Genomic DNA, 25,448 nt, shown 5'->3' on the forward strand with positions numbered 1-25,448 from the left:
TTGCCACTAATCACTTCTTTGCCGACCATGCTTTTTTAACCTGCATCCATCATGTCTACCCTCAACACCCGTATTAAGGATTTCTACGATGCCTCCACTCCGCTATGGCTGAATACCTGGGGAGAACAGATGCACCACGGTTATTACGGTGCGGACGGCCAGCTGGAAGTTGAGCACAAGCAGGCGCAAATAGACATGATCGAAGAGCTGCTGAGCTGGGGGCAAGCGCCTGAAAAGGTGAGATCATTCCTCGATTCCGGCTGTGGGGTAGGTGGCAGTAGCCGTTATCTGGCCCTTCGGTATCCCGAAGCTAAAGGATTGGGCGTAACGTTAAGCCCGGTGCAGGCCGCCAACGGACAACGCTATAACCTGGAGGCAGGGGTAGGAGACCGGCTGGAAATTCGCGCACAGGACGTTTACAGCCTGGACCCTGATGAAGATGGTCCCTTCGATATCATCTGGTCAATGGAAAGCGCTGAGCATATGGCCGATAAGCAGGCGCTGATGAAACTCTTTTTCAAAATGCTGCGCCCCGGTGGCCAGCTACTGATGGCTACCTGGTGCCATCGGGAAGAACCACCTGCTTTGAGCGGGGAAGACCAAAGAGTGCTGCAGAACATCTGTGATCTTTATCACCTCCCGCCTTTGGTGAGTATTCCTGTACTGGCCGAGGCGGCCAGGGTTGTGGGCTTCAAAGACACGATGACGGAGGACTGGTCTAAAGCTGTTGAACCCTTCTGGGGAGCGGTCATTCGCTCCGGCCTTGATCCCCGCAATTGGCCTGGTCTGATTAGAGCAGGCAAAAGCACCATCAAAGGTGCCTGGGCGATGAAATATATGAAGGAAGGTTTCCGGACGGGGGCTATTCGCTACGGCGTGCTGCGGGCTACAAAACCGATGCGATGATCACCTTTCTTCGCTTTGCCCGGGCGCATACCGTTATCGGAACCTCTCTGTCGCTTCTGGCCCTCTATCTGATGGCGGCAAGACACGTTGGGGTGAATGATTGGATGATGTTTGCCCTTAGTTTGTTTTCCTGTCTTGCAGCGAATGTTTATATCACAGGTCTTAATCAGCTGACGGACATAGACATAGATAAGATCAATAAACCTTATTTGCCGCTGGCAAGCGGGGCATACAGCCCACGGACGGGCCAATGGATTGTGGGCGTCTGTGGCTTATTGGCCGTGCTAAGTTGCCTGGTTTATCCACCTTATTTGCCCCTGACGGTGCTGTCCAGCCTCTTCCTCGGCACTATCTACAGTGCTGAGCCAATTCGTCTGAAGCGCTACCATTTCTGGGCAGCCTTTTGCATCATTGTGGTACGGGGGCTGATCGTCAATTTGTTACTTTATTTACACTTCAGGACGGCTTTGGGCGCCGGAGCGCAGGTGCCGGGGATGGTCTGGCTTTTGACTTTTGTCATCTTTGTTTTTGGCATCATCATCGCCTGGTTCAAGGACCTGCCCGATACGGAAGGGGACAAAGAGCATGGCATTCAAACGCTGACTCTGGTAAGGACCCGTAAATGGGTCTACACCCGTGGCGCAGGCTTGCTTGGCGGGACACTCTTGTCAGCAGCCATTTACGCCTTTTGGGTGGAACAACAATGGATAGCTGCAGGGCTGGTAGTGTTGCTGCTTTTCTTCGGCTACTTTACAACCCGACTGGATCTGGATGATCAACAGTCAATTGCCCGCTTCTACCAGTCTACCTGGGGCGTTTTTTTTGGGGTGTATCTGGTGTTTGCGGTTTGGGGGTGATGAGCCTGACAGAGAAGGGGCAATCCGTTTTCAGGTCATGGCAAAAGCCTTTCGGTTGAAAAATTTATCTTAGGGGCAATCAATCTGTACGCTTTCATGCATCGTTTACTGCCACTACTGTTATTCACCCTCCTTGCTTCCTGCAACCAAAACCCTGCACCCGCGACCGCGGCGCCACTGAGCTTGCCGAAGGTGCCCGAAGAAGCCGTTGCTGAAGAAACTAAAGCGGTATCCGATTTCAAAGCTAACCCTCAGGCTATACCTAAGCAGGAAGTCCCGACGCTGCCCCTTGGCGCACAAGCCCCTGACTTTAAACTCATGGGAACTGACGGTGAATTTCACGCTCTGGCGGATTATCAGGAAGATATTCTTGTGCTCGTCTTTACGGCAAATCACTGCCCGACGGCCCAGGCCTACGAACAACGTCTGAAGGACTTTGCCTCGGATTACAGGGGCAAAAGTGTGCGGGTTGTTGCTATCTCCCCGAACAGCCCCCTGGGGCTACTATATAATGAACTCGGCTATAGTGACCTGAATGATGATTACACGGATATGATCATCCGCCACCGGGATGCCGGATTCAACTTCGATTATCTCTACGACGGAGACGACCATGCCGCTTCCCTGCAATACGGGCCGGTAGCCACACCCCATACTTTTGTGCTGGACAAGGCCCGGAAACTGCGCTACGTTGGCCGGATGGACAAGATTGAGCGCCCGGGCCAGGCCAACGCTGAAGACCTGCGTGCCGCAGTGGATGATATGCTGGCCGGTCGTGAAGTCGCGCAACCGGAAACCAAAACTTTCGGCTGTTCAACAAAGTGGGCCTGGAAGACGGAGTATAAAGAGCAGGTAGCGCAGGAATGGGCCGCTCGCCCGGTATCTCTCCGTCCCATCGATGTGCAGGGAGTAAAAGAACTGGTGGCCAACCCCGGAGAAAAGCTGCGCCTAATCAATCTTTGGGCCACCTGGTGTGGGCCCTGCGTGCAGGAATATCCCGAATTCATGGTGCTTCAGCAAATGTATGAAGGGCGGGACTTTGAGTTTATTTCCCTGACGACTGACAAGCCAGCACAGGCTGATAAAGCGCTGAAGTTTTTGCAAAAGGTGCATTCTCCCGTTCAAAACTATCAGTTCTCCGGCGAAGACGTGTATGAGTTAATCGAAGCCATTGATCCGGACTGGAACGGCGCCATTCCTTACACTTTGCTGGTGGCACCCGGTGGGGAAGTCGTCTGGCGCCACCAAGCTGAAGTAGATTTCCTGGAGCTGAAACGGGCGATTGTTGATCATGAAATGATTGGGCGGTATTTTTAGTTGTAGGTTCCAGGGCTGGGCAACCTTCCAACCCGCAACCTGCAACCCGCAACTTGCAACTTGTAACCTGCAACTTGTAACCTGATTCTACGTTACGCTGCTATGCAAGACAATTTATCCCCGGAAGACATCGATCGTATTATTGAAATGGCCTGGGAGGACCGAACCCCTTTTTCCGCCATTGAATTCCAGTTTGGGCTGCCCGAGGCAGAGGTTATTAAGCTAATGAAACGGGAGCTGAAACTCAATAGCTGGAAGCGCTGGCGAAAGCGGGTGCAGGGAAGAAAGACCAAACATGCGCAACTTCGGGATGACGGAGTGCTCCGATTCAAATCCAAGGCACAAAAGCAGATTACTAACAATAAAATATCCAAGAAGAGGTATTGAGGCTAACCCTGCAACCTGCACCTTGTACCTTGCAACCGTTAACCTGCAACCTGCACCTTACAACCTGAAAAACCCTATCTTCGCTTCTAAATCAAACTAAGTAGCCGTGCATCCCGCTTACGTTGCCCTTATTCTTGTAGACCTTCAGGTCGATTTCATGCCTGCGGGCATGCTCCCCGTTGCCGAAGGAGATGTTGTTATTCCAATCGCGAATGCGCTAATGCCCCACTACCGAACCGTAGTCGCTACTCAGGACTGGCACCCGGGCAACCATGGTTCTTTTGCCGCTAACCACCCCTGGCGGAAGCCGGGCCAGGTAATCGATCTACATGGTCTGCAGCAAGTCCTCTGGCCCATTCATTGTGTACAGAATACCTGGGGGGCTGAGTTTGTGGCGGAACTGGATAGCGACCGTATTACCAAAGTTTTCCAAAAGGGAACGGACCCCGAGATTGATAGCTACAGCGGTTTTTACGACAATGGTCACCGGAAAAGTACCGGGATGGCAGAGTGGCTGAAAGCTAAGGGAATTACCGAGGTCCACGTGCTTGGTGTAGCGGCTGACTTCTGCGTAAAATTCACCGTACTGGATGCTTTAAGTGAAGGCTTTACTACCGTACTGATTAAGGATGCTACCCGAGGAGTTAACCTCCAGCCGGGTGATGTGGATCGGGCCATTAGTGATATGCAGGAGGCTGGAGCCTCGATTCAGTTGTCGGGCGAATTGGTGGATGCCCTGTAGTTAATTAAACAACAAGCTCCCCACCCGCACCAGGGTACTCCCGTGTTCCAGCGCGATGGGATAATCTCCGCTCATTCCCATGCTGATTTCTTTGAAGTGCTCGTCATCAAAAAAGACCTGCCGCTGAAGTAAACCAAAAGCATCGCTTAGGGATACAAACTCTCCGGCGATCTGTTCATCGTTGTCTGTGTAAGTGGCCATGCCCATCACGCCCGCAATGCGGGCGTGGCTAAGCGGTTCTTTTTTGACCGCTTGCAAGAGTTCTTTGGCGCCTTGCAGGTCCAGTCCGTACTTACTCTCTTCTTCGGCAATGTGAAATTGAAGCAGGGTAGGGATGGTCCGGTCAAAAGCTTTTGCCTGCTTGTCAATCTCCCGCAGCAGCCGAAGACTGTCTACGGCATGAATAAGTGTTACGAAGGGAGCGATATTCTTCACCTTATTACGTTGCAAATGGCCGATAAAATGCCAGCGAATATCTTTTGGCAGGGCGTGATATTTCTCCACCAACTCTGCATCACGGTTTTCTCCGAAATCACGCTGACCCCAGTTGTATAGCTCCATGATTTGATCCTGAGAGCGCTGTTTGGAAACGGCGACCAGGGTAGCGCCGGCGGCTTTGGTCTCTTTAATGACGGCTTGATAGATTCCCTCGCGGTCAGACATTTTATCGTTTTTGTAAGGTTGATTTAAGATTTCTTTGGCAACTAATGCACAATGTTGAGGGGTTGTTTCGTTATCACCTTTGATTTTTAATACCAACCCACACCGAGAGATGAATTACCGTACCGAAAAAAATGATCGTCGCCGCCGTCGCAAGGCGCTTGCTTTCACCACCCTCATTACGATCGGGATGCTGGCAGCTTTTGCTTATGCTACTGGCCTGACCGATGAACTGCCCGCCTTGTTCAAGGATGCTCCGGAAACGGAGGTCGTGGCTGACGGGCCAGTGGCTCGTGTTTAACGATCCCTGCCCTGGTGAGGGCAAATCAAACATGGCTCATCCCGGAGTTTGGGCAGCCTTTTCTGTGTTTTCTCGGATGGAACCTGGTTCGGTCGGTATAAAAAAGCGATCAGCGGACAGCATTCAGAGCCGTTTTGCCTGAATGCTGTCCGCTGATCGCTAAAAATCCTATTTTTTGCCAGAAACACCGTCATCTAATCCGAAAATTAGGGATGACTCATGTTTATGTTTGCAGATGAGGCTATTACTTCACTTTGAAGAGCTCCACGTCAAAGATCAGTGCTGCGTAGGGCGGAATCTTTGGCTGAGAGCCACGCTCGCCGTAAGCGAGGTTGTAAGGGATGAAGAAGCGGTACTTTGCACCTTCTTTCATAAGCTGTACGCCTTCCGTCCAGCCTGGGATCACCCGGTTGAGGGGGAACTCGATCGTTTCACCACGCTCTACGGAGCTATCGAAAACGGTGCCATCAATGAGTGTGCCGTGGTAGTGAACCTCAACGGTTTGGGTAGCGCTTGGGCTGGCGCCTTCGCCTTCCTTCAGTACCTCGTACTGCAGGCCGGAGTCGGTAACCTTCACTTCAGCGCGCTTGGCGTTGGTGGCCAGGAAGTCTTCGCCTTCCTTGCGGGCTTCAGCACCCGCCAATTCAGCTTTTGATCTCAGGAAAGCCTGAATCTGAGCGTTAGCGGCTGCGGGGTCCATGCTGGCCGTACCGGCCAGGCCTTCTTCGAAGCCTTTGGATAAGGCAGCAGGGTCAACTTTTTCGAAGCCCTGAGATTTTAGATTTTGGGAAAGAACTACGCCCAGAGCGTAAGAAACAGAATCCATATTGATGGGGTTAGTTTGGGCCACTAGTTGGCCAATGGAAAGGCATAATACAATGCCAAAGAAAAACGGTTTCATCTAAAGGACGATTAATTATTATTGGAGAAGGGGACAGGAGCTAATACCAGCCTGAAATTCAAGTCCCATCGCTGGCATAAAAGCCTTTGCCCACCTGCAGGCACTCAACGTGCAATCCGCTGCACGTAGTACCCGATACCCGAGAAGACCAGTAGGATAATACCGGCAAAAGCAAGGACGAAGGGAGCTTCAGGATTAAAACCTGCTACGGTTTGTGGCGCCAGGGTAACCAGTTCGTAGTTGAGCTGCTGCATGGCGGCACCACCAACGGGGCCATAGTAGCCCAGAAAAATTCCGAGCGTAAGCGTCGCTACGCCCAGGGGCATCCCGAACGCGAACAATCGGGCCAGACTGTCCATTTTTGCCGTCTCCAGTACCTTAATTAAAATGCTGAGGTGAAAGAAAATGGTGAGCAAAAAGACCAGAACCAGTGCCAGTCGGAAAAGCGGACTGGTCCAGAACCAGAAATCGACCAGTTCCGGCCCGCGCAGAGACATTGTTGCCAGCAGAAAAATGCAGAGAGTCAGGGATGGGCGCATGAGCCGGGACCATTCCACGTGCCAGATGGGCAAAAACAGCCGCAACCCACCGAAGTAGAGGACCAACCAGCCCACCATGACGGCGGTGAATATCGGGGAGCTCAGGCTGCCAAATAAGGCTGTAGTGCCCGCGCAAATGCCCAGATAAAGCAGTGGCGTAAGAATGTACTGTTCCCGAAGCCCCTTACCCCAGAGCAAGAGTATGGTAATGATCAGAAGCAGTAGGGAAAGGTAACGGCCGGCATTACTGCTTTCTGCTACCGTCAGGGCTCGCTCCAGAAAGGGCGTAGAGGCAGCGCGCAAATCTCTGCGGGAAGCCTCCCAGGTCAGGTAAGCTTCTGATCCGCCACGGTCAAGCCAGTTGTAAAAGTCGAGAAGTGCCTCTGCGTCTGGTGAGCCCGCCAGCGTTGTATCGGCCCGTTCCTGAAAATACCGGCTGGTATTCAGGGTAGAGCCGTCAGCAACGGCAACGGTAGGTGCCCATTCAGCAGTCTTTTCCGTTAACCAACGACCCAGCGCGAAGTTGAGGATATTGGCCAGCAGAATGCAGACGAGTATGCCAACGAGGCGTTTAGGCATTTTTAGTAGCTGGTTCGAAAAGGTAGAGTAAGTCCCCGAGGCGTTCTTTCAGCTCAGAGCGGTCGACGATGAAGTCGAGGAAACCGTGATCCAGCAAAAACTCCGAAGTCTGGAAGCCAGGGGGCAGTTCTTTTTTGATCGTTTCTTTAACGACGCGCGGGCCGGCAAAAGCAATGAGTGCTTCTGGCTCAGCGAGGTTGATGTCTCCCAGCATAGCGTAGCTGGCCGTAACTCCTCCGGTGGTGGGGTCGGTCATCAGGCTGAAATAGGGCACACCAGCTTTGGCGAGCTGGCTAAGCTTCACACTTGTTTTGGCCATTTGCATCAGGCTGAAAGCAGCCTCCATCATTCGGGCACCGCCGGTTTTGGAGATGATCAGCAGCGGCGTCCGGCTGGTGCGGGCCTCATCGATAGCAACAGCGATCTTTTCCCCTACCACACTACCCATGGATCCGCCGATAAAGCTGAAATCCATACAGGCAATAACAATGGGCCGCCGGTTAATTTTACCGCGGGCAACGCGGATAGCATCCGTCAGTCCCGTTTTCTTGTGGGCTGCGGCCAGTCGGTCTTCGTAAGACTTCAGGTCTTTAAATTCAAGAATATCGACGGCCTTCATGTCCGCCTGAAATTCTTCAAAATTGCCGTCGAAAAGCAACTCGAAGTACTCGTTGGAGCCAATCCGGTCATGATAATTACAGTTGGGGCATTTGTAGAGGTTTTCCCGCAAATCTTTACGGGTTACCGTCTCTCCACAACGTTTACACTTATACCAAAGGCCTTCAGGTGTGTCCTTTTTGTTACGTGTCGTTGTTTGTATACCGCTTGTGAGGCGTTTAAACCATCCCATGTGAATCAGTTGTGCGCCGCAAAGATAAGTAAGTATGTGGGCAAACGCGTGACGGGAGTCGGTGAAAGGGGGACTAAATGAGAAAGCGGCGCGGACGCAGGTGCCGGAGAAAGTTGTAAAACAGCAATGAATGCGGCCACTAATCTGTAGCTTCAGGCCCGATGCTTTTTCTTCATTTTTCTGAGAATAATTGCCGGGTCCAATTGCCGATCCGTTGATTTCAAGATCACAATTATGGTAGCAAAGGAGGCATCCTGATCAATCATTTCGATTAATTCATCAAAGTCTGACCGAATTTGCAAAACCTCCAGCAAGGGAAATTCAGGAGGGTCAGGAAGTGGCTGGGTGGCATCAGGGAAGGAGACCCGATCCTTAATGAGCTCTTCAAACTCCAGTTCAAGTTCCTGATATTTCAGCAAACGGTTAATTATTTTGCGGTACTCCGAGATCAGGTCTCTGAACTTCCGTTCAAAGGAAAGGAAGCGCCTGCTGTCAAATGCCTGCCTGAGCTGTTTGCTTGAGCGTTCCAGTTGGAAAACCCGGGCCTTAGTGTAGCCATTGTGTCTGTGAAGTTTATGGAGCGCTTCCGTGGCAAACCGTGTTCTGATGGCGGCCTCCCGCCAGGCACTTCGTTTCTTCAGGGCGTACTTCTTTTGGAGCACCTTCCTGGTGTGGTACAGATTCAGCAGAATAGTGGCGATTGCTGAGATGAAAACCCCGGTGCTCAGGAACAGTGTGATGGCAATGCACCAGACTTCAATGGTGTGGCTGGCAGACGGCCTGTAATGCCATACGACAATGAGGTAAACGGCCATGATGCCTGCCCAGACGATTTTTGACTCGCGACTGCGCAGTTCATCCGCGGTGAGCTCGTCCTCTGAAGGGTACTCTACCTCCAGCGGCTGGATTTGAAACTGTTCTACGGTAATATTATCGGAGACGGGCGTTTTCCAATAGTCCTGAGAGACCATGGGGAAGGATTTTATAGGGTTTGTGTAACGCCGTGTCTGATTGGTAAGATAGGGGAGTAGAGATGGTTAAATCAAAAATCGAGAGAATAAATTTAGCGGAAAAACACTTTGCTACCCGGTACCTTCCCTTGCACCTGCGACCGCGCCTCATTACCTTGGGGCCTATGAGGAAACATCACTTGATCTATCTGTTATTGCTCTGCCTGGTTTTCCCGTTATCAGCGCAGGATTATCCCGCTATGCTATCGCTTGAACGGCAAACGGAGCTGCATGATGCCTGGCTGACCGAGCGGGCACAGACGGTACTTCCTATGCTCATGAAACGGGCTGAAGTAGATATGTGGCTGCTCATCAGTCGGGAATACAACGAAGATCCGGTGCTGAACACCATGCTGCCCGGTAAATGGATGGGCGCACGCCGGACGACGATGCTGCTGATTTATGACCCCGGTAACGGCCAGCCCCTTGAAACCCTTGCCTGCGCCCGCTATGCTGTGGGCGATGTGTTTAAAAAGGCATGGGACCCCGAAGCCCAGCCCGATCAGTGGGCCGCCCTGAGTCAGCTTATCACTGACCGTAACCCGAAAAAAATTGCGGTGAACCGAAGCCCGGACTTCGGTCTTGCCGACGGCATCAGCTCTTACCACTACGACAAACTACGGGAAAGCATGCCAACAAGCTATCGTGATCGTATCGTCAACGGAGACAAACTGGCCATCGGCTGGCTGGAAACCAGAACGCCTTCGGAAATGACCGTTTATCGCCAGGTGATGGCGGTTGCCCACGCCATCATCGCTGAGGCTTTTAGTAATAAGGTCATTACGCCCGGTGTGACGACGACCGATGAGGTCGTCTGGTTCATGCGCGAGCGTTCCAATAAGCTCGGCCTGGGTGTTTGGTTCCACCCGACAGTTGATGTGCAGCGTAAAGAACAAGATGAACTCTATGCCTTTAGCGGCCGGCCGGGTAGCGTCGTTATTCAGCCCGGGGACCTGTTGCACTGCGACTTCGGCATCACTTACTGCGGTCTGAATACGGACACCCAGCACAATGCTTACGTGCTAAAACCCGGCGAGGACGAAGCGCCGGCATTCCTCGTCGATGCTTTTCGTCAGGGTATGGAAACCATGGATGTGCTGACGGCTGAGTACAAAAACGGCCGCACGGGTAATGAACTGTTGGCTGCCGCTCTGGCCAAAGGCAAAGCCAAAGGGCTGCGACCAACCATCTACACCCACCCCATTGGCTACCACGGCCACGGAGCCGGCCCAACCGTTGGTCTTTGGGATCAGCAGGGTGGGGTGCCCGTTCGCGGAGACTATCCGCTGCACCCCAATACGGCCTACAGCATCGAACTGAACACAAAGGTGTACCTTGATGCCTGGGGTAAGGATATCCGCATGATGATGGAAGAAGATGGCTATTGGGACGGAAAGACCTTCCGCTATATTGATGGTCGGCAGACGGAACTTTACCTGATTCGATAGTAATTTTGACTTATGAACAAGTACTTGTGGTTATTCATCGGAATACTGTCTTCGTTAATGGCTGCGGGAGGACTGATGCTTAAAGGGGATATTCCTAAGCTCTTGTCGGCAGGAATGTTCTTGGTAGGGATGATTGTAGCGATGGTCGCTTTTATCTCTTTTTTTGTTTCCCGGAGCAAACAACAGACCCGGGACACTCAGCGGGTCATCACCGACCTGGAATTACTCCGTCTTTTCTCAAAGCAGCCAGGCGGATTGCTTTCAGCGGATATGATTGCCGATAAAACGGAGCTGACTAAAGGCGAGGCTACGGCAAGACTATCGAATCTATCCACCGGCGGCTTGCTTATTGCTGGGGCTAACCCAACCGGGATGAAGTACTTCTACGAACTCTCCGCCCCGCTGGAAGAGATTTCCGGGATAGATCTCTCCGGGGAGCCTTTCCTTACCATCGAGGATTTGCAAAACATCTTCATTGCTTATGACTATAAAGTCAGCCCCCACGATCTGATGGTGACCACCGGTTTACCCTGGAACATGCTCTCCCGGGAGATGCAGCATTTCCGGAAGCAGGGGGTGGTGGACGTAGCTTATATCCAGCGGCCCGGAGATAGCTATAAGCAGTATATTCTGATGGAAGAATACCACCGGTCTGACACACTGGACCTGGAGAGCCGTATGCGTATAAATGAGGAGGTGAAGCAGGTGCTCTATGATGAGAATCTGCTTGTCTAAAGAAATTCATAAGCCGGGGTTAAGGTAAATTTAAACCGGCATCGGGACAGAGGGGAAATTCAGTGAAAGCGGGTTATTAGGGTATAAAATCCCTAATTATGCGACTCTTACTTTCTTTTTTAGTCTTACTTCTTGCGTTGCCCGTCAGTGCGCAACGTGGCCGGGGACCATCACTTGTTGGCGTTTGGATAGAAACGGCCGGCCAGCGGGCCGGGCAACCGGTCATTCCCGCCAGCCGTAACCAGCAAACCACGCTTATCCTGGAGCGGGATGGTTTCTTTGAAGAAATCCGCCCATCCCGGTCGCGTTACCGTCAGAACCGATATACGGGCACCTGGGATGCAGATTATCGGCAGGGGGGATTGGTGATGCAGGTAGACCGCGGCCGCCGTCGCCCGCAGCTGATTCGCCATACCATTGTTTATAGCGATCGGAATGAGTTGGTGCTTCGCAGCCGGACTACGGGGCGAGAACGGGTGTTCATCCGAAGGAGGTGATCCTTACAGAATGACAGAATAAGTATTCTGTCATTCTACTCTTTTTATTGTTCTCACCTCAACCAGCTTCCTTACCTTTGCGTCTTCTTTAAGCAAAGCAATTGTTATGACCGAAGATGGCAACGTACTCATTACCGTAGTGGATCGTCACGGTGAAGCTCACGAACTGGAAGCACCGACGGATATGAACATGAACCTCATGGAGGTTTGTAAGTCCTATGAGCTACCCGTAAAAGGTACCTGCGGGGGTATGGCGCTCTGTAGTACCTGCCATTGCTACGTACTGTCAGAAACGGCATTGCCCGAAATGGGAGAGGACGAAGAAGACATGCTTGATCAGGCTTTTTTCGTGGAGGATAACTCCCGTCTTGGCTGCCAGCTACGAATTACGGAGGCACTGGACGGCCTGCGGGTTCAACTGGCACCGGAAGCAGATGATTAATTTTTTTCGAAAGTTGCAATAAACTTTTGTAGTCTCAGAATTGTCTATATCTTTGCAGCCCCTTAACGAAGGGTGTACAGTAAGTCTTCAAATTGTTTCGGCATTTTGCAGCAACAAAAACTAACATCGCGGGGTGGAGCAGTTGGTAGCTCGTCGGGCTCAAGATTGTAACTTAAAGGGTCGCTTAGCGACTTTGAATCATACCTACTTAAGTGATTCGCTGATCTAATCAGACTTTAAGCTTGCTTGGGCTGCTATGGAAGAAACTCCATAGTGAATTTCATCAAATTCGGGGAAGCCTTTAGTATGGTAATCCCGAGCCAAGCCTTGTTCTTCGGAACTCGGAAGGTGTAGAGACTTAATGGTGAACACCGTAGTATTAATTTACCGGTGAAGAGAAAGTCCAGACCATCAAATCCGTCATAATTCGTTGACGGGCGTAGCGAAAGCTATAGTGGTACGCATAACCCGAAGGTCACAGGTTCGAGTCCTGTCCCCGCTACAATTTTTTTATTTTTTCAAAGGGCTAAACTATTGACTTTCAATGGTTTAGCTCTTTTTTTTTGCCTCCTTTTGCAATGGCTTTTGCGCAATACCTGCTACAAAATGAAAAAAGACCAAAAAAAAGTCAAAAAAACCGTGCCGGAGTAATCCGACACGGCAAAAAACATCCTGAAAATGATTGGCTTCTACTTACTCATCAAATGCACGGTAGTTTGTCCTCACCATGTTTAGCCCTGAATCGTCTACAATGAAGGTCGGCTCATCCAGGGGGTGGGGGCCTGCTGGCTTGACTTTGACCAGGCCGGAGAACATAATGTTCGCGCCTGTCGTCAAATCTGCCAAAGAAACGATGTTCGCACCTGCTGACTGATTGCGAGCGTTTGCCAGGTTAACCAGGCGTTCAGCACTCCGGTAAAGCTCTGCATCTGCATCAGTAGCGGCGCGTACTTCGGCACGTTCCATGATGGCGGCGCGTTCATCGGGGGTAATGGGGGGCGGGGTGAATTCATCCTTCCCATATCGCTTAGGGTCTTCGCTAACGGGGTAACAGTCGTTAGCTACCTCAATAAGTGCTGTAAGCTCTTTTGGGTAAAAGAAAGCGGTTGTAAGTGCGCTGTCTCGTACTGGCAAATCCTGATAACCTGAATAGTCTAACCATAGACGAACGGCTGCGCGTTCAGTATCGTCAGCATGGTTTCCAGCTGTCAAAAGTTTGTCCATCATATACGGCGTTGCGGCCTTGCCTTCTGTTAGGGGGGTTATTGCATCGTGTAGCCTCTGAAGGTTCCCGGCTATTTCCTTACGACGTTCTGCCAGGGCGGTGAGTTGTGCTTCTGCCAGGTCCCGGCGGCGGTGAATGAGTACACTCATAGTTTGAACTTATTTGGTTAAGAAATTTGTTTCACGCTCCCGGAATTGATGGATACCAGGTAGCGAAGTATTCGTTCATCTTTTATTAGTTCCTCTGCTGTGTAGCGGGTGCCCCTGATCTTCAGGGCGGGCGCTGTCAGCTGGTAACTAATACCTTCCAGCTCAAAAACACAACGGCTTAAAACGTCCTCGCTAATGACACGTTTTGCGGCGTAATACTTTTGATTTGGGAAGTAATACTTCTCTTCTCCGTCCCATTTTTTCGCGTCTACTTCAGCGATAAATTTTTTCGCTGCCAAAACATCAGGGCTTAGGGTAATGGGGGCGGGTTCAGCTGGGGGCGTGTCTTCCTGGGGAAGTAGTTGTTCTGTCAGGTGTTCAAGGTCTTTAAGACGTTCGTCAGCGTCTACGATAGCCTTTTCCACATGGGGTAGTTTGTTTTCTGTCATGGGGGTAATTTATTGAGCTGTCACGGTGGCCAGCTGGTGAGAATTATTTTTTGCGTCCGGCTAATGAAGCGGATATTTTTTGCGACATCGGAGTATTGAGGTAAACCCGCTTACCTGGGTTTGCCTGGGGTGTTGTGGATCTGCTTTGAAGACGTGCAACGCGGCCAGGGCGCTCTTTAAACTTCAGGCAATGGTTAATCCAGATCAACGCTTTTTGATAGCCGCCAATGTCATCTATCAAGCCCCGTTGTTTTGCTTCGGCTGCCATGAACATTTCGCCCGACAACGTGCCGTTAACGTCTCCCTTTAGAATCCTGTGTTCTTTGACTGCTGCCAGGAACATCTTATTTACCTGGTTAACCTTTTGGGTTAATGGCTGGTAATCTCCTCTTAGGGCTGATCTGTGTGCGTGGTTCTTCTTAGTTGACTTGTCAGCGTAGATTGTGAGGTACCTGGTACGCTCAACTTCAGCTGCAACCTTATCAACTTTCAGCATAGTGCCAATGCTTCCAACCTCAACACCTGGCGAGCTTGCGACGATCTTATTAGCCGGTAGTGTTCCCATGATGGCAGCACTTGCCATGAAGTGAGTAAACACAACTACCGGCTTACTCATTCCCTCAATCGTTGCTGCTAACATCTGGCCAGCTGTGACCATTCCACCACCACTATTTACTTCCAGCAGTACGGCGGCTATATTGGGGTTACTGTCGGCGGCGGTCAGCTCGGCGGTAAGGTGGTTTACTCCTCTGATCCAAAGAAAGTCCTGGGACAACATTAGCCCGGTCAGCTGAAGGTGAGCGATTGACTTTTTAGGGGTGCTGCTGCTGTTGTTCAGGTTCACCTGAACACCTCCGGCGGGGCTCCCGCTGGCACTCATCAGGCGGGCTGCTACGGCTTCCCGGCGGCGGTCTATTTCCGCTCCGGTGATGGTGTTCGCCAGGGTAGATAGTTCACTCTCAAACGCTTGCCAGTAAGCAGGTGAGACGGCCAGCGGTTCACCTTTTAGGCTGGTAATCAGTTGGTTAAGTTGTAAGTTGCTTCTCATATAACATCAAATTTTAGTGGTTTCTGTCCCAAAAAAAGCTAATCCGCGCACTAAGCGTTAGGCTGCTTTATTTGTTAAAGTTACTTTTTTGTTTCATAAGTCATTATTTAACAGCGTTTTAAACATTTAAATAATAAATTTTGAAATTTTGGTTTGTCGACGATCTGAAGCCGTTTTTGTAGCGTGTTTTTTTTACAGTAGTGGAGCGACACTTGCCAGTTCTCCGGTCTGGTGGTTCAGGGGTTGAAAACTACCGTAAGCCTCTATTAGTGCCTCATACCAGCACCTCCCTTTAAAGAACTTACTCAACTCTCTCTCCTCAAGTCGCGCGCGGCGGGTTAACGCTGTCTCGATGTTTTCAATCTTCCCTTGCATCCAGCACCATAAATTATTTTTTTCAGCAATAGAGGCGGCGGTTTGTAGGTGTTCAATAATCCCTGCATCAGTTGTCGAGGCTTCAGCGCGAAGGATAAGCGACTTTACAATTATCCTCTCCATACGGTCCGACTTAACCGGGGCCGGAGTTTGTCTTTTGTACTCTGACTTTTTGACCTGGGAAAAGTCTACAACCGTCACTCGCTGCCGGCGGTTACGTTTGCTATCGGTGCTGTTCGCTGGCACCCAATCAAACCAACCGGAAAGGGCTTGTTGCCCAATAGCTACCATCTTTTCACGGTCGAACAAGTCGCGCCAATCAAAACCAACTAAGGTTCTAAAATAGTCACCTTTCAACTCAACCTCCAGACGTGCAACGGTGTCCTCGATACCGTTAATCTTGTGAAATTCTGAAATGTATTCTTTCTTAGATGTTTCCAGCTCTTTAGTCTTATTGTAGCAACGAACAAACCTACCGGCTGATCGGCTCCCAAAACTGAAGCCTTCTATTTCATCAGTCGCCAGGCTAACATACTTTTTTGCCTTATGGTAAGCGCTCTGTCGGACGGCCTCAATGTTACGGTCATGGACGGCGTTCAAAAACGTCATCAGGCCGGGGCTATCAAATGCAATGTCTGCCCGGAATGGCTTAATGACATTTGAGTTTAAAGCCTTTACGGGATTATCAACAATAGCCTCCCGGCTTAGCGTCGTATCGTAAAGTGTAGAGTTGGTAATTTCCAACTTCGCGGAGCCTTCTAAACTGGATTGCCTTGCATCCCAAAGCACATTTGCAACGTGTACTCCTCGCGTCCATACTGAAGCCTTCCTCCCATAAAGTTTACCTCCGGTGCCTTGTTCATGAAAGTAGTATTCTCCGGCCTTGTGTAGCCCGTCTTTATCAAATTCCATAAAGGGAAGATCTCCTTCAGTTATTTTTAAAGCCATTGTATCCAGTTGGGCTAATGTCTTTTGTCCATAGCTAGTACCACAGGCTGAAGACGGAACCGGGGCGGCGTAATCGAGCGGGCAATCCGCGAAGGTTTGCAGCTGGTTAGCAACGGTGGCAGCGGCTTCGGTCATCTTCGCAATGATAGCTCCATCATCAAGCGCCCGGTTCATCTGAAACACCAGGCTACCAGGCCGGTCTTTCTGGTTCCATCGGACGGTTGATATGTGTTTCCCTCTTAGGGTTAAATAAGCCTTCCGGCCATCGTCACCGTATCGGGGTGCTACTCTTTCCAGCTGGTATGGGGGAAAATCGACTACATAGTTAGTGGCGAAGTGCGCATCTAAAGCCGTGAAGACTCTCTCCGGTACGGTGGACGTTAGGTAAAGGGCTTTAGGCTTCGTGGGGCCATTGTCCACTTTTATCGCGTTATACTCGGCGCGAAGATTAGGCGGGGTAGTATCGGAGGTGTTGCAGAATTTTGCTAAATCCAATACCTTTACCACATTGTTTATTGAATCGTGCGAAAGCATGAAACATTAATTTTGGCCCCGTTGGACGGCAATCCGGCGGGGCCTTTTTAGGCTCGCGCGGGGCGGTTATTGTTTATTGAGGCCTATTGGCCTACGTGCTGCCTGGGTGCGATCATGACGGCAATCAATTACGCGGGCGGATTCTCTGACGTCGGAGCGGGCGTTGCATCCCGTCTAACATGAACCTTTTTATGAGCCATCTAAGCCATAGCGTGACCAGATGAGGGAAAAGCGTGGTTGGGCTGTCAGCACGTCAGCAATGGAGGCTGACAGCCCGTCACGCATTAGGATGAGTGGCACCACATCGGGAAGGTTCAAAACCCTGAATGGTGCCTCTCATATCATTACTCTATTCCATACGGTTAGCTAGTCGGGTTAGCTCTGTATCTGGTATCAGTACACGGGTGCCGATAGGTATACACTTTATAATTCCGTCTTTCCGGTACTTGTCAAGCGTTTGAACGGTAACCTTGAGTTTGTCCGCTACTTCTTCTCTAGTATAAAAGACTGGCTCATTCTTAGCTAGGTTTATACTTTTCATCGCTTCGGCGTGTGCTTTCTCTGCTGCCATCTCTGCCACCATTTCTAATACAGGGGTCATTGCCTCTGTAATATCCAGATACAATCTTGGGGGGGAAGACTTACTCATTTTATACAATTTTGGTCGTTATAGAAATGGCAACGCCGTTGCGCTGAAGCTCCTCTCTAATTAAGTCACGGACTAAAGAGGAAACTGTTTCTCCTCTCGCTTCTGCCATGTTTTTAAGTTCGTCCATAACAGGCACATGAAGCCGGAGCCCTAAATGTGATTTGTTCAAATTATTATCCATGTCAATGAGTTTTACTTATTTGTTTAACGCAAATATGGGGGCCTAAATGTCTAAATACAAAATGTGTGATCTTTGAGAGGCTTCGACTTTTCAAACAAAAAAGCGGTTTTTCGTAGGCTTGTGTAACACTACGGACCGCAAGCCGTAACTTAGTGTAACACTGTGGTCCGCAGTAGTTTATGTTTTTATAAAATCGCTAATGTTTTCGTCACTTTAAAAGCAAGTACCATATTTCAGAAAATGTTTTAAATTGTTTTCGCCTGTTTTCTTTTGAAACATTCGGCTCGATATTTTTTTTCACTTTTTTTTTGGCGGTGGCCATTTTTTGAGCTGACCACCACCAAAAAAGACTATCCGTCGGCTCGATTATTCAATACCTGCTCCCTTATTTTCTCCTCAAGCCATCCGTGAAGGCACTTAGCAGAATACTCCCTAACAGCCATATCAAATTCAGGATTGACGACGGCGGCGGCGGTCGACATTAAATCTTTCAGGGTCCAATCCTTAAAAGATGGCCGGGGGCCGTTCTCGTTTGGTTCTATTGTCTTACTCATAAGTATAGTGTTGTGGCAAATGAAGTGTTACTCATTGCCAGGTGAAGCCGTTCCGATATTGGGCGGCAAATAGTTCTCTTACTTTTCTGTCAGGGCCTTGAGTAGTCCTTCGTAATGCTCAACCCATTGCCTGTTATTTGCTATCGCTTCAGCAGTCCGGGCCTTTACTTGTCCGTCCTTACGTAGCTGTGCGCTGGCTTTCTGCTGGTGAGCGCCTAGTCTCTTACGGTACTGCATAAGACGTGAGTAAGCCTTCTTTGTTTCAGGGTCTTGCTGTGTGGCGTTCGTGTGTCCACGTACCTTGTCTCGCGTGTGTGTGGGGGGTGTGTTTTGTGTGTTAAAGGTCGCACGCGGTTTGTGTGTGTGTGGGTCTTCAGCGGCTTGATAGAAGCGGGGCTCCGTCTTGGTGTGTGATGATACTAATGGCGGGGCATCTTCTATCGGTTCAGCTCTGGTATCAGTCCAGAATGAAACATAAGGCAAGTCTTTCTCCAGACGGTCACGGGTGCCGAAGACATAAGCCATTAGACGGCGGGCTCCTCGTTCTACTCTGTGACTAAAGACGGCTTTGAAGTCAGACCATACTGAAGGCAGCGCGTGGAACTCATTCGGTTCTATTTCTTCGGCTATCTCGCTCCCGGCCTCTATCTGTAATATGAGATAAAACAAAAGATAGAAAATCAGTTGGCCCGCAAATGTCAGGGCGGCAAATATCCATCCGGTATTCTTCGCTTCGCTCTCTACCAGGGCGGCAGCTTCGGCGGCTTCAGCTGTTGCCAGGTGGTTAGCATCGTCACGGGCTTTAAGGGCTTCAGATAGAGCCTTCCCGCGTTCGGTGGCAATGGTTGCAGCGGTGGCGTTATAGGCGGCTTCAGCGGCGTCTATTTCTGCCAGTATCGCACGGCGTTTTTTCTTGCACCACTTGTTGCCACGGTCAGCACAACCGGCGTAATCTTCAGCGGCTTTCTCTCTATTGGATTTGGTGGCGTTGAATTGCTGAAGGGCGGCGGCGGCGCGGATCTGGTAAGGCGCGAATAGCACGGCGGTATCAGCTGCAAAAGCTAGTTGCAGGCTGTCCAGGTTAGCCGGTGGTGCTTCGTCTGTGATGAGCTTCCCGGCATCCATACTTCCCATAAAAGAGAGGGCGAAGGATAGAACACCAACCAGCAATAAACCGGCACGGCTAAAGCGGGTGACTAACTTGTGACGGTGTTGTTTTTCAGGGTCTTCAGAGAACTGATTCTTAACGACCCATGGCCGTATTGATGGCCGTGCAAGTTTCCGGTTCGCCAGTTCAATAAATATGCCAATCAGTATTGCGGCGGTCACTATTCCCGTACTGGCAACACTTATTCCTCGTCCGGCGATTGCGTCAGATAGCAAGGTAAAAACTGCTAACGATAGCGAAGCCGCGGAGAGTAGTTGACCGATGTTTGCAATGGTGTAATAGGCTGGTAAGTGTCCACCGTGTTCGTTATAAAATGCCCGGTGTTTGGGCGTAGTCTGAATTTTACGCATTTTTGTAAAAGTTTACTGTTAGTAAATAGCCCCGTTCCCGTGATCGTCTGCCAGGACAATTTGCACGGGTTCGGGGCGTTTTTTATGCTGGCTGCCAGTTCGCCAGGTTTAGCGCAGGGCTGTGAATTGTTTTTACCGTTTCGGCTTTCTTTAGCTCTATATACTTCTGAAAAACAGATTCCGTCTTGTGTCCGGTGATCTGCATAATTGGATAAGCAACTCCGGTTGCCTCATACATATTAGAGGCAAAAGATTTGCGCCCTGAATGGCTACTAACATAGTCCGCTTTCAAGGCAGTCTCTTTTACCGTATTACCTCCTTCAGAATAAACACGCGTGAAGGTGGCCTCTGGTATTGCTTCTCGACATACTTCTTTTATCAGTCGGTTGAAGTACGCAGGTGCGATCCGGGGCAACTTGTAGTTATATTTCTCGAAGATGTTTTCCACCTGGGGCACTACCGGGATAACTACTGCCGTCATCGTCTTACTCGTGACCAGTTGCAAAGTAGTTTGCCCGTCTTTCTCGTGAAAGTTTGCACGGGTAATGCCGTACCAGTCGCTAATACGCAGACCTGTCCAGGCTGCAAAGATCATCAGGTCGCGGGCTTTATCCATTCCGGGCCGGTCTGATAAATCAAGATGCTCGATAGCATAAAGTTCGGGAACTGTAAGTCTTACTTTGCAGTTGGTAGACTGTCTACGAATAATAAATTCTCTGTCCTCTTGAATAGTATTCATATGAATTTTTTTACGGTAAGCGTCTCGCATTACCTGTCTTAGTGCAGCCATTAGTTTGGCGGCGTTGTTGTTAGCAAAATTGCGGGGGGGGGCATACATCCATGCCGTAAAGTCATCTTTAAACTGATAGTCAAATTTGCTCCAGTCAAGCTCTTGCTTAGTGTCTTTCTCAAACTCTTTCAGGTGACGTTGCAGGGCCTCAAATTTGCCCCAACTGGTACGGGTCTTACCTGGTGTGTCTTTTCTGAGGGCAATGAAGGCAGACAAGTATCCGTGGAAGTCTTTTGGCATTTCGCCGGGCCGGTCTTCAGCTCCGACACGGTAAAGAACTTCTTGTTTAAAACCTTCATTCGTCAGCGTCTCGCCTACTTCGCGGAATAGCTGGTGAACAACATCTTCCCACTTTTGTAAGGAACTTATAATGCGCTCCACATCATTCCGGCCTCTTAGCGATCTTTTAGGGCTTTGCTTCCTATTATCCCACTCCGAAGGCTTTATGTACATTTGCAGCGATATTGATACACGTTTGCCTCGATAGCTAAACCGAACGTTAATAATCCCTCCTTCAGTGATATAAAAATTGGGGGTAGGTGGCCTCCGGCCTGGATTGCGTTTTTTCATGCTGTAAAGGTATTGTTGTGCCTTTCATATATGCAATAGTCGGCACTATTCAACTACCTGTATAACAGTCATTTAGGCAAAAGCAATATATTCATTAAAAAAACACATATACATAATGCGCTGACAAGACAACTTTTTATACATAACGGCTTTAACACAATCAAGGGCGGCTATTCCTGTCCCCGCTACATTTAAAGCCGTCTTTGACCTGTGGTCATTGACGGCTTTTTTGTTTGTTTTTAGAGTTTACTTCCCTTAAATTGTGTTATGGACACTAAGCTGAAGGGAGATATCGCAGAACATGCAACAATACTTTATGCACTTACTCAGGGCTGGGGAGTGTTAACACCAGTTGGAGATAGACTTCCTTATGATTTGGTATTAGATATTAAGTCAAGACTGATCAAAATTCAGGTGAAAAGTGCTTGGTTTGACCAAGCAAAGCAAAACTGGGTAGTTGACAATAGGAGAACAAAAACCAACAGAAGGGCAATGGTTAGATCGCCATACGATGAAAAAGATTTTGATTTTGCTATTCTCTACATCAGCAAGCTTAAGGTCTTTTATATCATGCCATCTATTGTCTTTAACTCCTACGGATCTGAAATTCATTTAGTTGAGGATAGTAAACGACAGCGAAAACCAAAATCTGCTCAATTCAGAAATGCTTGGTCTTTACTTCTCCAATAGTATAAGTACCTCAACTAAATAGGCCCTCCAAGCATTAGCATACCAACTTCAATTTTTACCAAATACATGGCTACAGTTAAGTTCACCTTCGAAGATAAAAGCATCGCCCCCAAGACGGTGGAGAACGTTCCTACGGATATCAGCATTCTTGAAGTAACCGAAGAGAATGACATTCACCTGAATCACAACTGCGGCGAAGTTTGCGCCTGCAGCACCTGTCACGTTTACGTGCACAAGGGGGAAGACGCATTAGAAGAAATCAGTGATAAAGAGGAAGACTTCATTGATCGGGCCATTAATCCCCGTATCGAGAGTCGCCTTGGCTGCCAGGCTATCATCTTAGATGAAGATGCAGTCATCGAAGTAGAGATTCCGGATCAAAAGCAGATCATCGGGCACGAACATTGATTAGTCTGTTGGTTCGTTGGTCTTTTGGGCTACCGCATTTTGTAGGCGGCAAAAACCCCCTACTTCAGTGCGATTCTCCCTCTAACCAGCTAACTAAGTTAAACTGCTGTAACTCCTTCAATGTGCGGCAGCCCAAAAGACCAACTGACCAAACAACCAAAATACCAACATGAGTTTTAAAGATTTCGACGACTTTCCCTTCGGCTGGGCCGACCACGAAGACATTGCCATGGCGCTCTATGATCGCTTCGGTGACGAGATGGACCAGGGAAAAATCTACCGCATCCGTTTCACGGACCTTCTGGAATGGATTCTGGAGATCCCCAATTTTACCGGAACCAAAGAAGGCTCCACCGAGGAACACCTTGAGCAGATTCAGGCTAAATGGGTGTATGAGTGGCGGGAGAATCAATAAGGTTGCAAGTTCCAAGTTACAAGTTGCAGGGTGCTGGTTGTAACCTGCAACTCACAACCTGCAACTTGGAACTTGTAACCTGCAACTTGTAACCTGCAACTCACAACCTGCAACTCACAACCTGCAACCTGAATGAACGAACTAGAGAAATTCGCTGACATCAACACCTTCATCTTTGACGTAGATGGAGTGCTGACCAATTCCCAGCTCATCGTGATGGAAGATGGTAAGCTACTGCGGCAGATGAACGTTCGCGATGGTTATGCCATCAAACGAGCCATTGATATGGGCTATCGGGTAGCCATTATCACCGGAGGAAAAAGTGAGGGGGTAGTTTCTCGCTTGCAGGGGCTGGGTGTAGTCGATATTTATTACGGCATCAGAGATAAAGTGGAGGCTTATCGGGAGTTTATGTATCTCTACGATGATGAAATATCGGATGAGAATGTTCTCTATATGGGGGACGATGTGCCTGATTACGAAGTAATGCGCCTGGTGGGTATCCCCGCCTGCCCCAATGATGCCTGTTCGGAGATTCTCTCCATCTCTACTTACGTCAGTCAGGCAAAGGGTGGGGAAGGAGCCGTGCGCGAGGTCATCGAGCGCACTTTGCGCCTGAAGGGAAATTGGTTGCCTCATGACGAAGAAGATGAGCTGCCGACCAGTGTTTAACAGCTGGCACACGCCATAAATCCTGCAGACGGCATCTGATAGGTGGCCACACCTATTGTATGAAACACCTGACGCTGCCGGCGGTGCTGATGCTACTGCTTATCTCTTGTTCAAAGTCCGATAGTATTGAATCTTCGCCTCCCGATCAATGGATTGTGGTGGGTAACGATCGTGGTTTGCGCAATGAATTCATCGACATGGCAAACCTTATTGACGTTGAAGAGAGTAACTTAAGGGTTCGCTCATCGGTCATCCCGAATATGGAGTTAAACTATCCGATTCGCGATAGCCTGGTGATTGGGTCGGAAGAAGAGCAGTGGCGATTAAGCCGGCGTGGCCGGGATACGCTGGTGTTATTCGATTCGGTTAAGAATAATCATTATTATCTGGAGCGTCTTCGGGTAGTAAACTTAGACTCTTCCTGGATGGATTATGCCACCCAAAAGGTGTTTTTGGACAATGGTGGATTCATGGATGTATCGTTCTTGTTCGAAGAAAAAGGAGACCAAGATCAGGGGTGCTACATGACCCGGGCTACCCGATTTATTGGCAATCAACGGATATGGTACGATCAGGCAGATGGTTTTTGGCGTGCAGAGGATCGATTTAACCAGCCGATATTGTCCTATACGCTTGGAGGGAGTAGAGATGTTACGATCCTGATTGATTCCATCAAGGCTGGAGAAGGACTATATGGTCGAAGGATTGACAACAACAATATGAACGGTATCCGGAGAGGAAAGCTACTCAGAGAATCAGCAAACAGGAGTAGTGAAAATCCGGAAGAATTACTTTCGCACCTTGACTTTTCTAAAACTAAAGTCACCCTGATGGCGGATTCCCTCAAAAACCGACACACCCGTTTTACTAATAGCGGTAGCTTACCGAAAAACATCATCTCTCTGGCGGAGCACGACCTGGAAGGTTTTTGGCTTTTACTGGATGAGGCAGGTTTTGCCATAAAGGTCGGCGAGAAAAATATTCGCCAGGGGAGCTTTTCTTTTCATCCCCGGGCCAACTATATTTTACTGGACGGTGGTTGTCTTAACGTACATTACCTGCCCTATGAAGTGCTTAAGGATGGCCTGGTAGTGAATCTTCCCATTACCTTGATTCGCCCCGGGCTGGAGCCCAGAGGGATAGCCAAAGGAAAGATGTTTACAGGTGTGGCCTACTTTATGACAGAGTTGGAAATTGAAATACCGTTTATGGAAGGGAAGCGGTAAACGTGCACTGAGTATGTGGTGGCCGAATTAGCGACTTAGTAGGTCTTTGTCATCATTTCGGGCACTGCAATAATGAAGTGAGCTTTATTCTTATGCTCAGGCAGGAGTTCTTCGACTTGTTCCTGTTCTACGGTTGAAATGGTCATCACTTTCAAATCCGGAGCGTATTTATTGAGGTACCAGCCGATGCCCTCGAAATCGTCCGAGTGATAGCTACCGTTCAGATGCAGGAAGGGAACACCCTTCTTTTTATTAGCAATAATGAAGTGGGCCATTGTAGCGTCTTTGATGGCTTGTGCCATCGGGAAAGTCTCGCCGCCATGCCCTCCGGGCATCATCTCGAGCATTCGTACATAGCCCGGGAGGTTCTTGTCGTAGGGAATGGGCAGGGGAGGGAGGAGCTTCTTTTCCTCAGGGCTCAGCTCATCCAAAGAGGCAAAACCGCCCCGAAATACCTGCCGGGCAATGGGTCTGGGGACATTGGTGGCAATCACCGGGATTCCGACCTCGCTGGCGAACTCAACTACGGGCTGGTAATCAGTCTTGTAGTTTGACCAAAGCCCCTGGCCTACGGAGTCCAGCGCTTCCAGCGTAATCATCCCCTGGAGGTATTTATCCAGCGCCTGCTGTTGATCTGTTTCGAACATCTCCATACCAATACTGAGCTTCCCTTTTGAGGAAAGATCCCGTGTCAGGGTGTGCTGCAGCCAGTGGGAAATAGCGTTGTTATGTATTTCTCCAAAAAGGATTATGTCAGCGGATTCAGCGGATTTCAACAGTTTGCCGTATTTGGCTTTTTTGCCTTTGGGGCTAAAGAGCGCGAAGGGAACCGGATTTTTTTGTGCTGACATATTTTGGGGGATAAACAGCAAGGAT

General features: G+C 49.6%; 30 protein-coding genes. 15 read left to right on the forward strand and 15 right to left on the reverse strand.

What is annotated here, in order from left to right; genetic code table 11:
• Positions 1-51: 51 nt before the first annotated feature.
• The 5 genes from BM123_RS06275 to pncA all read left to right on the forward strand — a co-directional run bounded on the left by BM123_RS06275 (position 52) and on the right by pncA (position 4,209).
• The gene (locus BM123_RS06275) at positions 52-906 is read left to right on the forward strand and encodes a methyltransferase domain-containing protein (RefSeq protein ID WP_090166411.1); all 855 of its coding nucleotides are present in this window, start codon (positions 52-54) and stop codon (positions 904-906) included.
• Positions 903-1,763 (forward strand): homogentisate phytyltransferase, encoded by an 861-nt coding sequence (locus BM123_RS06280; protein WP_090166413.1) that lies wholly within the window; start codon positions 903-905, stop codon positions 1,761-1,763. The genes BM123_RS06275 and BM123_RS06280 overlap by 4 nt, the downstream gene beginning before the upstream one ends.
• 96 nt (positions 1,764-1,859) lie before the next feature.
• Complete coding sequence (locus BM123_RS06285) at positions 1,860-3,080, forward strand: redoxin domain-containing protein (protein ID WP_090166415.1); 1,221 nt, start codon at positions 1,860-1,862, stop codon at positions 3,078-3,080.
• Between the two features lie 102 nt (positions 3,081-3,182).
• A complete protein-coding gene (locus BM123_RS06290; protein WP_090166416.1) occupies positions 3,183-3,467 on the forward strand; it encodes a TIGR03643 family protein in 285 nt (94 codons plus the stop codon).
• 106 nt (positions 3,468-3,573) lie between these two features.
• A complete protein-coding gene (gene pncA / locus BM123_RS06295) occupies positions 3,574-4,209 on the forward strand; it encodes a bifunctional nicotinamidase/pyrazinamidase (RefSeq protein WP_090166418.1) in 636 nt (211 codons plus the stop codon).
• Here pncA and BM123_RS06300 read toward each other — a convergent pair whose 3' ends face one another.
• Complete coding sequence (locus tag BM123_RS06300) at positions 4,210-4,872, reverse strand: YggS family pyridoxal phosphate-dependent enzyme (RefSeq protein ID WP_090166420.1); 663 nt, start codon at positions 4,870-4,872, stop codon at positions 4,210-4,212.
• A 109-nt stretch (positions 4,873-4,981) separates the two neighbouring features.
• Between BM123_RS06300 and BM123_RS06305 the strand changes: the two genes are divergently transcribed.
• The gene (locus BM123_RS06305; RefSeq protein WP_139211785.1) at positions 4,982-5,170 is read left to right on the forward strand and encodes a hypothetical protein; all 189 of its coding nucleotides are present in this window, start codon (positions 4,982-4,984) and stop codon (positions 5,168-5,170) included.
• A 244-nt stretch (positions 5,171-5,414) separates the two neighbouring features.
• Here BM123_RS06305 and BM123_RS06310 read toward each other — a convergent pair whose 3' ends face one another.
• The 4 genes from BM123_RS06310 to BM123_RS06325 form a co-directional block, all read right to left on the reverse strand.
• Positions 5,415-6,071: an FKBP-type peptidyl-prolyl cis-trans isomerase gene (locus BM123_RS06310; RefSeq protein WP_217642108.1), complete on the reverse strand. Its 657-nt coding sequence runs from the start codon at positions 6,069-6,071 to the stop codon at positions 5,415-5,417.
• Positions 6,072-6,175: 104 nt separating this feature from the next.
• Positions 6,176-7,189: a hypothetical protein gene (locus BM123_RS06315; protein ID WP_090166424.1), complete on the reverse strand. Its 1,014-nt coding sequence runs from the start codon at positions 7,187-7,189 to the stop codon at positions 6,176-6,178.
• Positions 7,182-8,039 (reverse strand): acetyl-CoA carboxylase, carboxyltransferase subunit beta, encoded by an 858-nt coding sequence (accD, locus tag BM123_RS06320; RefSeq protein WP_090166426.1) that lies wholly within the window; start codon positions 8,037-8,039, stop codon positions 7,182-7,184. The genes BM123_RS06315 and accD overlap by 8 nt, the downstream gene beginning before the upstream one ends.
• A gap of 152 nt (positions 8,040-8,191) precedes the next feature.
• Positions 8,192-9,010, reverse strand: coding sequence for a hypothetical protein (locus tag BM123_RS06325; RefSeq protein WP_090166427.1), 819 nt, complete (start codon positions 9,008-9,010; stop codon positions 8,192-8,194).
• Positions 9,011-9,174: 164 nt separating this feature from the next.
• On the opposite strand from BM123_RS06325, the gene BM123_RS06330 reads away from it, so the two are divergent.
• From BM123_RS06330 to BM123_RS06345, 4 genes are all read left to right on the forward strand, one after another.
• The gene (locus BM123_RS06330) at positions 9,175-10,497 is read left to right on the forward strand and encodes a M24 family metallopeptidase (RefSeq protein ID WP_090166429.1); all 1,323 of its coding nucleotides are present in this window, start codon (positions 9,175-9,177) and stop codon (positions 10,495-10,497) included.
• 12 nt (positions 10,498-10,509) lie between these two features.
• Positions 10,510-11,232, forward strand: coding sequence for a hypothetical protein (locus tag BM123_RS06335; protein WP_139211786.1), 723 nt, complete (start codon positions 10,510-10,512; stop codon positions 11,230-11,232).
• A gap of 98 nt (positions 11,233-11,330) precedes the next feature.
• Positions 11,331-11,729: a hypothetical protein gene (locus BM123_RS23895; RefSeq protein ID WP_139211787.1), complete on the forward strand. Its 399-nt coding sequence runs from the start codon at positions 11,331-11,333 to the stop codon at positions 11,727-11,729.
• Between the two features lie 106 nt (positions 11,730-11,835).
• Positions 11,836-12,171 (forward strand): 2Fe-2S iron-sulfur cluster-binding protein, encoded by a 336-nt coding sequence (locus tag BM123_RS06345; protein ID WP_090166434.1) that lies wholly within the window; start codon positions 11,836-11,838, stop codon positions 12,169-12,171.
• A 693-nt stretch (positions 12,172-12,864) separates the two neighbouring features.
• On the opposite strand, the gene BM123_RS06350 is transcribed toward BM123_RS06345, so the two are convergent.
• The 9 genes from BM123_RS06350 to BM123_RS06390 form a co-directional block, all read right to left on the reverse strand.
• Positions 12,865-13,545 (reverse strand): hypothetical protein, encoded by a 681-nt coding sequence (locus BM123_RS06350; RefSeq protein ID WP_090166436.1) that lies wholly within the window; start codon positions 13,543-13,545, stop codon positions 12,865-12,867.
• 17 nt (positions 13,546-13,562) lie between these two features.
• Positions 13,563-13,994, reverse strand: coding sequence for a hypothetical protein (locus BM123_RS06355; RefSeq protein ID WP_090166438.1), 432 nt, complete (start codon positions 13,992-13,994; stop codon positions 13,563-13,565).
• A 43-nt stretch (positions 13,995-14,037) separates the two neighbouring features.
• Complete coding sequence (locus BM123_RS06360; RefSeq protein ID WP_090166440.1) at positions 14,038-15,042, reverse strand: S49 family peptidase; 1,005 nt, start codon at positions 15,040-15,042, stop codon at positions 14,038-14,040.
• A gap of 192 nt (positions 15,043-15,234) precedes the next feature.
• A complete protein-coding gene (locus tag BM123_RS06365) occupies positions 15,235-16,500 on the reverse strand; it encodes a hypothetical protein (protein WP_139211788.1) in 1,266 nt (421 codons plus the stop codon).
• Between the two features lie 748 nt (positions 16,501-17,248).
• Positions 17,249-17,548, reverse strand: coding sequence for a helix-turn-helix domain-containing protein (locus BM123_RS06370; protein ID WP_090166444.1), 300 nt, complete (start codon positions 17,546-17,548; stop codon positions 17,249-17,251).
• Between the two features lies 1 nt (position 17,549).
• Complete coding sequence (locus BM123_RS06375; RefSeq protein WP_090166446.1) at positions 17,550-17,729, reverse strand: ribbon-helix-helix protein, CopG family; 180 nt, start codon at positions 17,727-17,729, stop codon at positions 17,550-17,552.
• A 350-nt stretch (positions 17,730-18,079) separates the two neighbouring features.
• Positions 18,080-18,283, reverse strand: a complete 204-nt coding sequence (locus BM123_RS06380) for a hypothetical protein (protein WP_090166448.1) — start codon at positions 18,281-18,283, stop codon at positions 18,080-18,082.
• 78 nt (positions 18,284-18,361) lie between these two features.
• A complete protein-coding gene (locus BM123_RS06385) occupies positions 18,362-19,801 on the reverse strand; it encodes a hypothetical protein (protein ID WP_090166449.1) in 1,440 nt (479 codons plus the stop codon).
• An 82-nt stretch (positions 19,802-19,883) separates the two neighbouring features.
• Positions 19,884-21,161 carry a phage integrase SAM-like domain-containing protein gene (locus BM123_RS06390; RefSeq protein ID WP_090166451.1) on the reverse strand — a complete coding sequence of 426 codons (1,278 nt, stop codon included), beginning with the start codon at positions 21,159-21,161 and terminating at the stop codon, positions 19,884-19,886.
• Positions 21,162-21,428: 267 nt separating this feature from the next.
• Between BM123_RS06390 and BM123_RS06395 the strand changes: the two genes are divergently transcribed.
• From BM123_RS06395 to BM123_RS06415, 5 genes are all read left to right on the forward strand, one after another.
• Complete coding sequence (locus BM123_RS06395; RefSeq protein ID WP_090166454.1) at positions 21,429-21,851, forward strand: group I intron-associated PD-(D/E)XK endonuclease; 423 nt, start codon at positions 21,429-21,431, stop codon at positions 21,849-21,851.
• 66 nt (positions 21,852-21,917) lie between these two features.
• Positions 21,918-22,259, forward strand: coding sequence for a 2Fe-2S iron-sulfur cluster-binding protein (locus BM123_RS06400; RefSeq protein WP_090166456.1), 342 nt, complete (start codon positions 21,918-21,920; stop codon positions 22,257-22,259).
• Positions 22,260-22,428: 169 nt separating this feature from the next.
• Positions 22,429-22,674, forward strand: a complete 246-nt coding sequence (gene iscX, locus BM123_RS06405; protein ID WP_090166458.1) for a Fe-S cluster assembly protein IscX — start codon at positions 22,429-22,431, stop codon at positions 22,672-22,674.
• A gap of 132 nt (positions 22,675-22,806) precedes the next feature.
• Entirely contained in the window at positions 22,807-23,346 is a 540-nt protein-coding gene (locus BM123_RS06410) for a KdsC family phosphatase (protein WP_090166460.1), read from the forward strand.
• A gap of 59 nt (positions 23,347-23,405) precedes the next feature.
• Complete coding sequence (locus BM123_RS06415; RefSeq protein WP_090166462.1) at positions 23,406-24,572, forward strand: hypothetical protein; 1,167 nt, start codon at positions 23,406-23,408, stop codon at positions 24,570-24,572.
• 35 nt (positions 24,573-24,607) lie between these two features.
• Here the strand turns inward: BM123_RS06415 and BM123_RS06420 are convergent, their stop codons facing one another.
• Positions 24,608-25,423, reverse strand: coding sequence for a ChaN family lipoprotein (locus BM123_RS06420; protein WP_245748456.1), 816 nt, complete (start codon positions 25,421-25,423; stop codon positions 24,608-24,610).
• Positions 25,424-25,448 lie beyond the last annotated feature (25 nt).

It is taken from the genome of Neolewinella agarilytica (genome assembly GCF_900110645.1).
GTDB lineage: Bacteria > Bacteroidota > Bacteroidia > Chitinophagales > Saprospiraceae > Neolewinella > Neolewinella agarilytica.

Bases quoted from the DNA above. Each gene is read 5' to 3' on its own strand.
- BM123_RS06310 (WP_217642108.1), bottom strand. From the start codon at position 6,071: ATGAAACCGTTTTTCTTTGGCATTGTATTATGCCTTTCCATTGGCCAA.
- iscX (WP_090166458.1), top strand. From the start codon at position 22,429: ATGAGTTTTAAAGATTTCGACGACTTTCCCTTCGGCTGGGCCGACCAC.
- BM123_RS06300 (WP_090166420.1), bottom strand. From the start codon at position 4,872: ATGTCTGACCGCGAGGGAATCTATCAAGCCGTCATTAAAGAGACCAAA.
- BM123_RS06410 (WP_090166460.1), top strand. From the start codon at position 22,807: ATGAACGAACTAGAGAAATTCGCTGACATCAACACCTTCATCTTTGAC.
- BM123_RS06360 (WP_090166440.1), bottom strand. From the start codon at position 15,042: ATGAGAAGCAACTTACAACTTAACCAACTGATTACCAGCCTAAAAGGT.
- accD (WP_090166426.1), bottom strand. From the start codon at position 8,039: ATGGGATGGTTTAAACGCCTCACAAGCGGTATACAAACAACGACACGT.
- BM123_RS06390 (WP_090166451.1), bottom strand. From the start codon at position 21,161: ATGAAAAAACGCAATCCAGGCCGGAGGCCACCTACCCCCAATTTTTAT.
- BM123_RS06415 (WP_090166462.1), top strand. From the start codon at position 23,406: ATGAAACACCTGACGCTGCCGGCGGTGCTGATGCTACTGCTTATCTCT.
- BM123_RS06305 (WP_139211785.1), top strand. From the start codon at position 4,982: ATGAATTACCGTACCGAAAAAAATGATCGTCGCCGCCGTCGCAAGGCG.
- BM123_RS06400 (WP_090166456.1), top strand. From the start codon at position 21,918: ATGGCTACAGTTAAGTTCACCTTCGAAGATAAAAGCATCGCCCCCAAG.
- BM123_RS06290 (WP_090166416.1), top strand. From the start codon at position 3,183: ATGCAAGACAATTTATCCCCGGAAGACATCGATCGTATTATTGAAATG.
- BM123_RS06335 (WP_139211786.1), top strand. From the start codon at position 10,510: ATGAACAAGTACTTGTGGTTATTCATCGGAATACTGTCTTCGTTAATG.
- BM123_RS06315 (WP_090166424.1), bottom strand. From the start codon at position 7,189: ATGCCTAAACGCCTCGTTGGCATACTCGTCTGCATTCTGCTGGCCAAT.
- BM123_RS06325 (WP_090166427.1), bottom strand. From the start codon at position 9,010: ATGGTCTCTCAGGACTATTGGAAAACGCCCGTCTCCGATAATATTACC.
- BM123_RS06345 (WP_090166434.1), top strand. From the start codon at position 11,836: ATGACCGAAGATGGCAACGTACTCATTACCGTAGTGGATCGTCACGGT.
- BM123_RS06350 (WP_090166436.1), bottom strand. From the start codon at position 13,545: ATGAGTGTACTCATTCACCGCCGCCGGGACCTGGCAGAAGCACAACTC.
- BM123_RS06330 (WP_090166429.1), top strand. From the start codon at position 9,175: ATGAGGAAACATCACTTGATCTATCTGTTATTGCTCTGCCTGGTTTTC.
- BM123_RS06385 (WP_090166449.1), bottom strand. From the start codon at position 19,801: ATGCGTAAAATTCAGACTACGCCCAAACACCGGGCATTTTATAACGAA.
- BM123_RS06285 (WP_090166415.1), top strand. From the start codon at position 1,860: ATGCATCGTTTACTGCCACTACTGTTATTCACCCTCCTTGCTTCCTGC.
- BM123_RS06380 (WP_090166448.1), bottom strand. From the start codon at position 18,283: ATGAGTAAGACAATAGAACCAAACGAGAACGGCCCCCGGCCATCTTTT.
- BM123_RS06375 (WP_090166446.1), bottom strand. From the start codon at position 17,729: ATGGATAATAATTTGAACAAATCACATTTAGGGCTCCGGCTTCATGTG.
- BM123_RS06420 (WP_245748456.1), bottom strand. From the start codon at position 25,423: ATGTCAGCACAAAAAAATCCGGTTCCCTTCGCGCTCTTTAGCCCCAAA.
- BM123_RS23895 (WP_139211787.1), top strand. From the start codon at position 11,331: ATGCGACTCTTACTTTCTTTTTTAGTCTTACTTCTTGCGTTGCCCGTC.
- BM123_RS06365 (WP_139211788.1), bottom strand. From the start codon at position 16,500: ATGACCGAAGCCGCTGCCACCGTTGCTAACCAGCTGCAAACCTTCGCG.
- BM123_RS06395 (WP_090166454.1), top strand. From the start codon at position 21,429: ATGGACACTAAGCTGAAGGGAGATATCGCAGAACATGCAACAATACTT.
- BM123_RS06275 (WP_090166411.1), top strand. From the start codon at position 52: ATGTCTACCCTCAACACCCGTATTAAGGATTTCTACGATGCCTCCACT.
- BM123_RS06355 (WP_090166438.1), bottom strand. From the start codon at position 13,994: ATGACAGAAAACAAACTACCCCATGTGGAAAAGGCTATCGTAGACGCT.
- BM123_RS06370 (WP_090166444.1), bottom strand. From the start codon at position 17,548: ATGAGTAAGTCTTCCCCCCCAAGATTGTATCTGGATATTACAGAGGCA.
- BM123_RS06280 (WP_090166413.1), top strand. From the start codon at position 903: ATGATCACCTTTCTTCGCTTTGCCCGGGCGCATACCGTTATCGGAACC.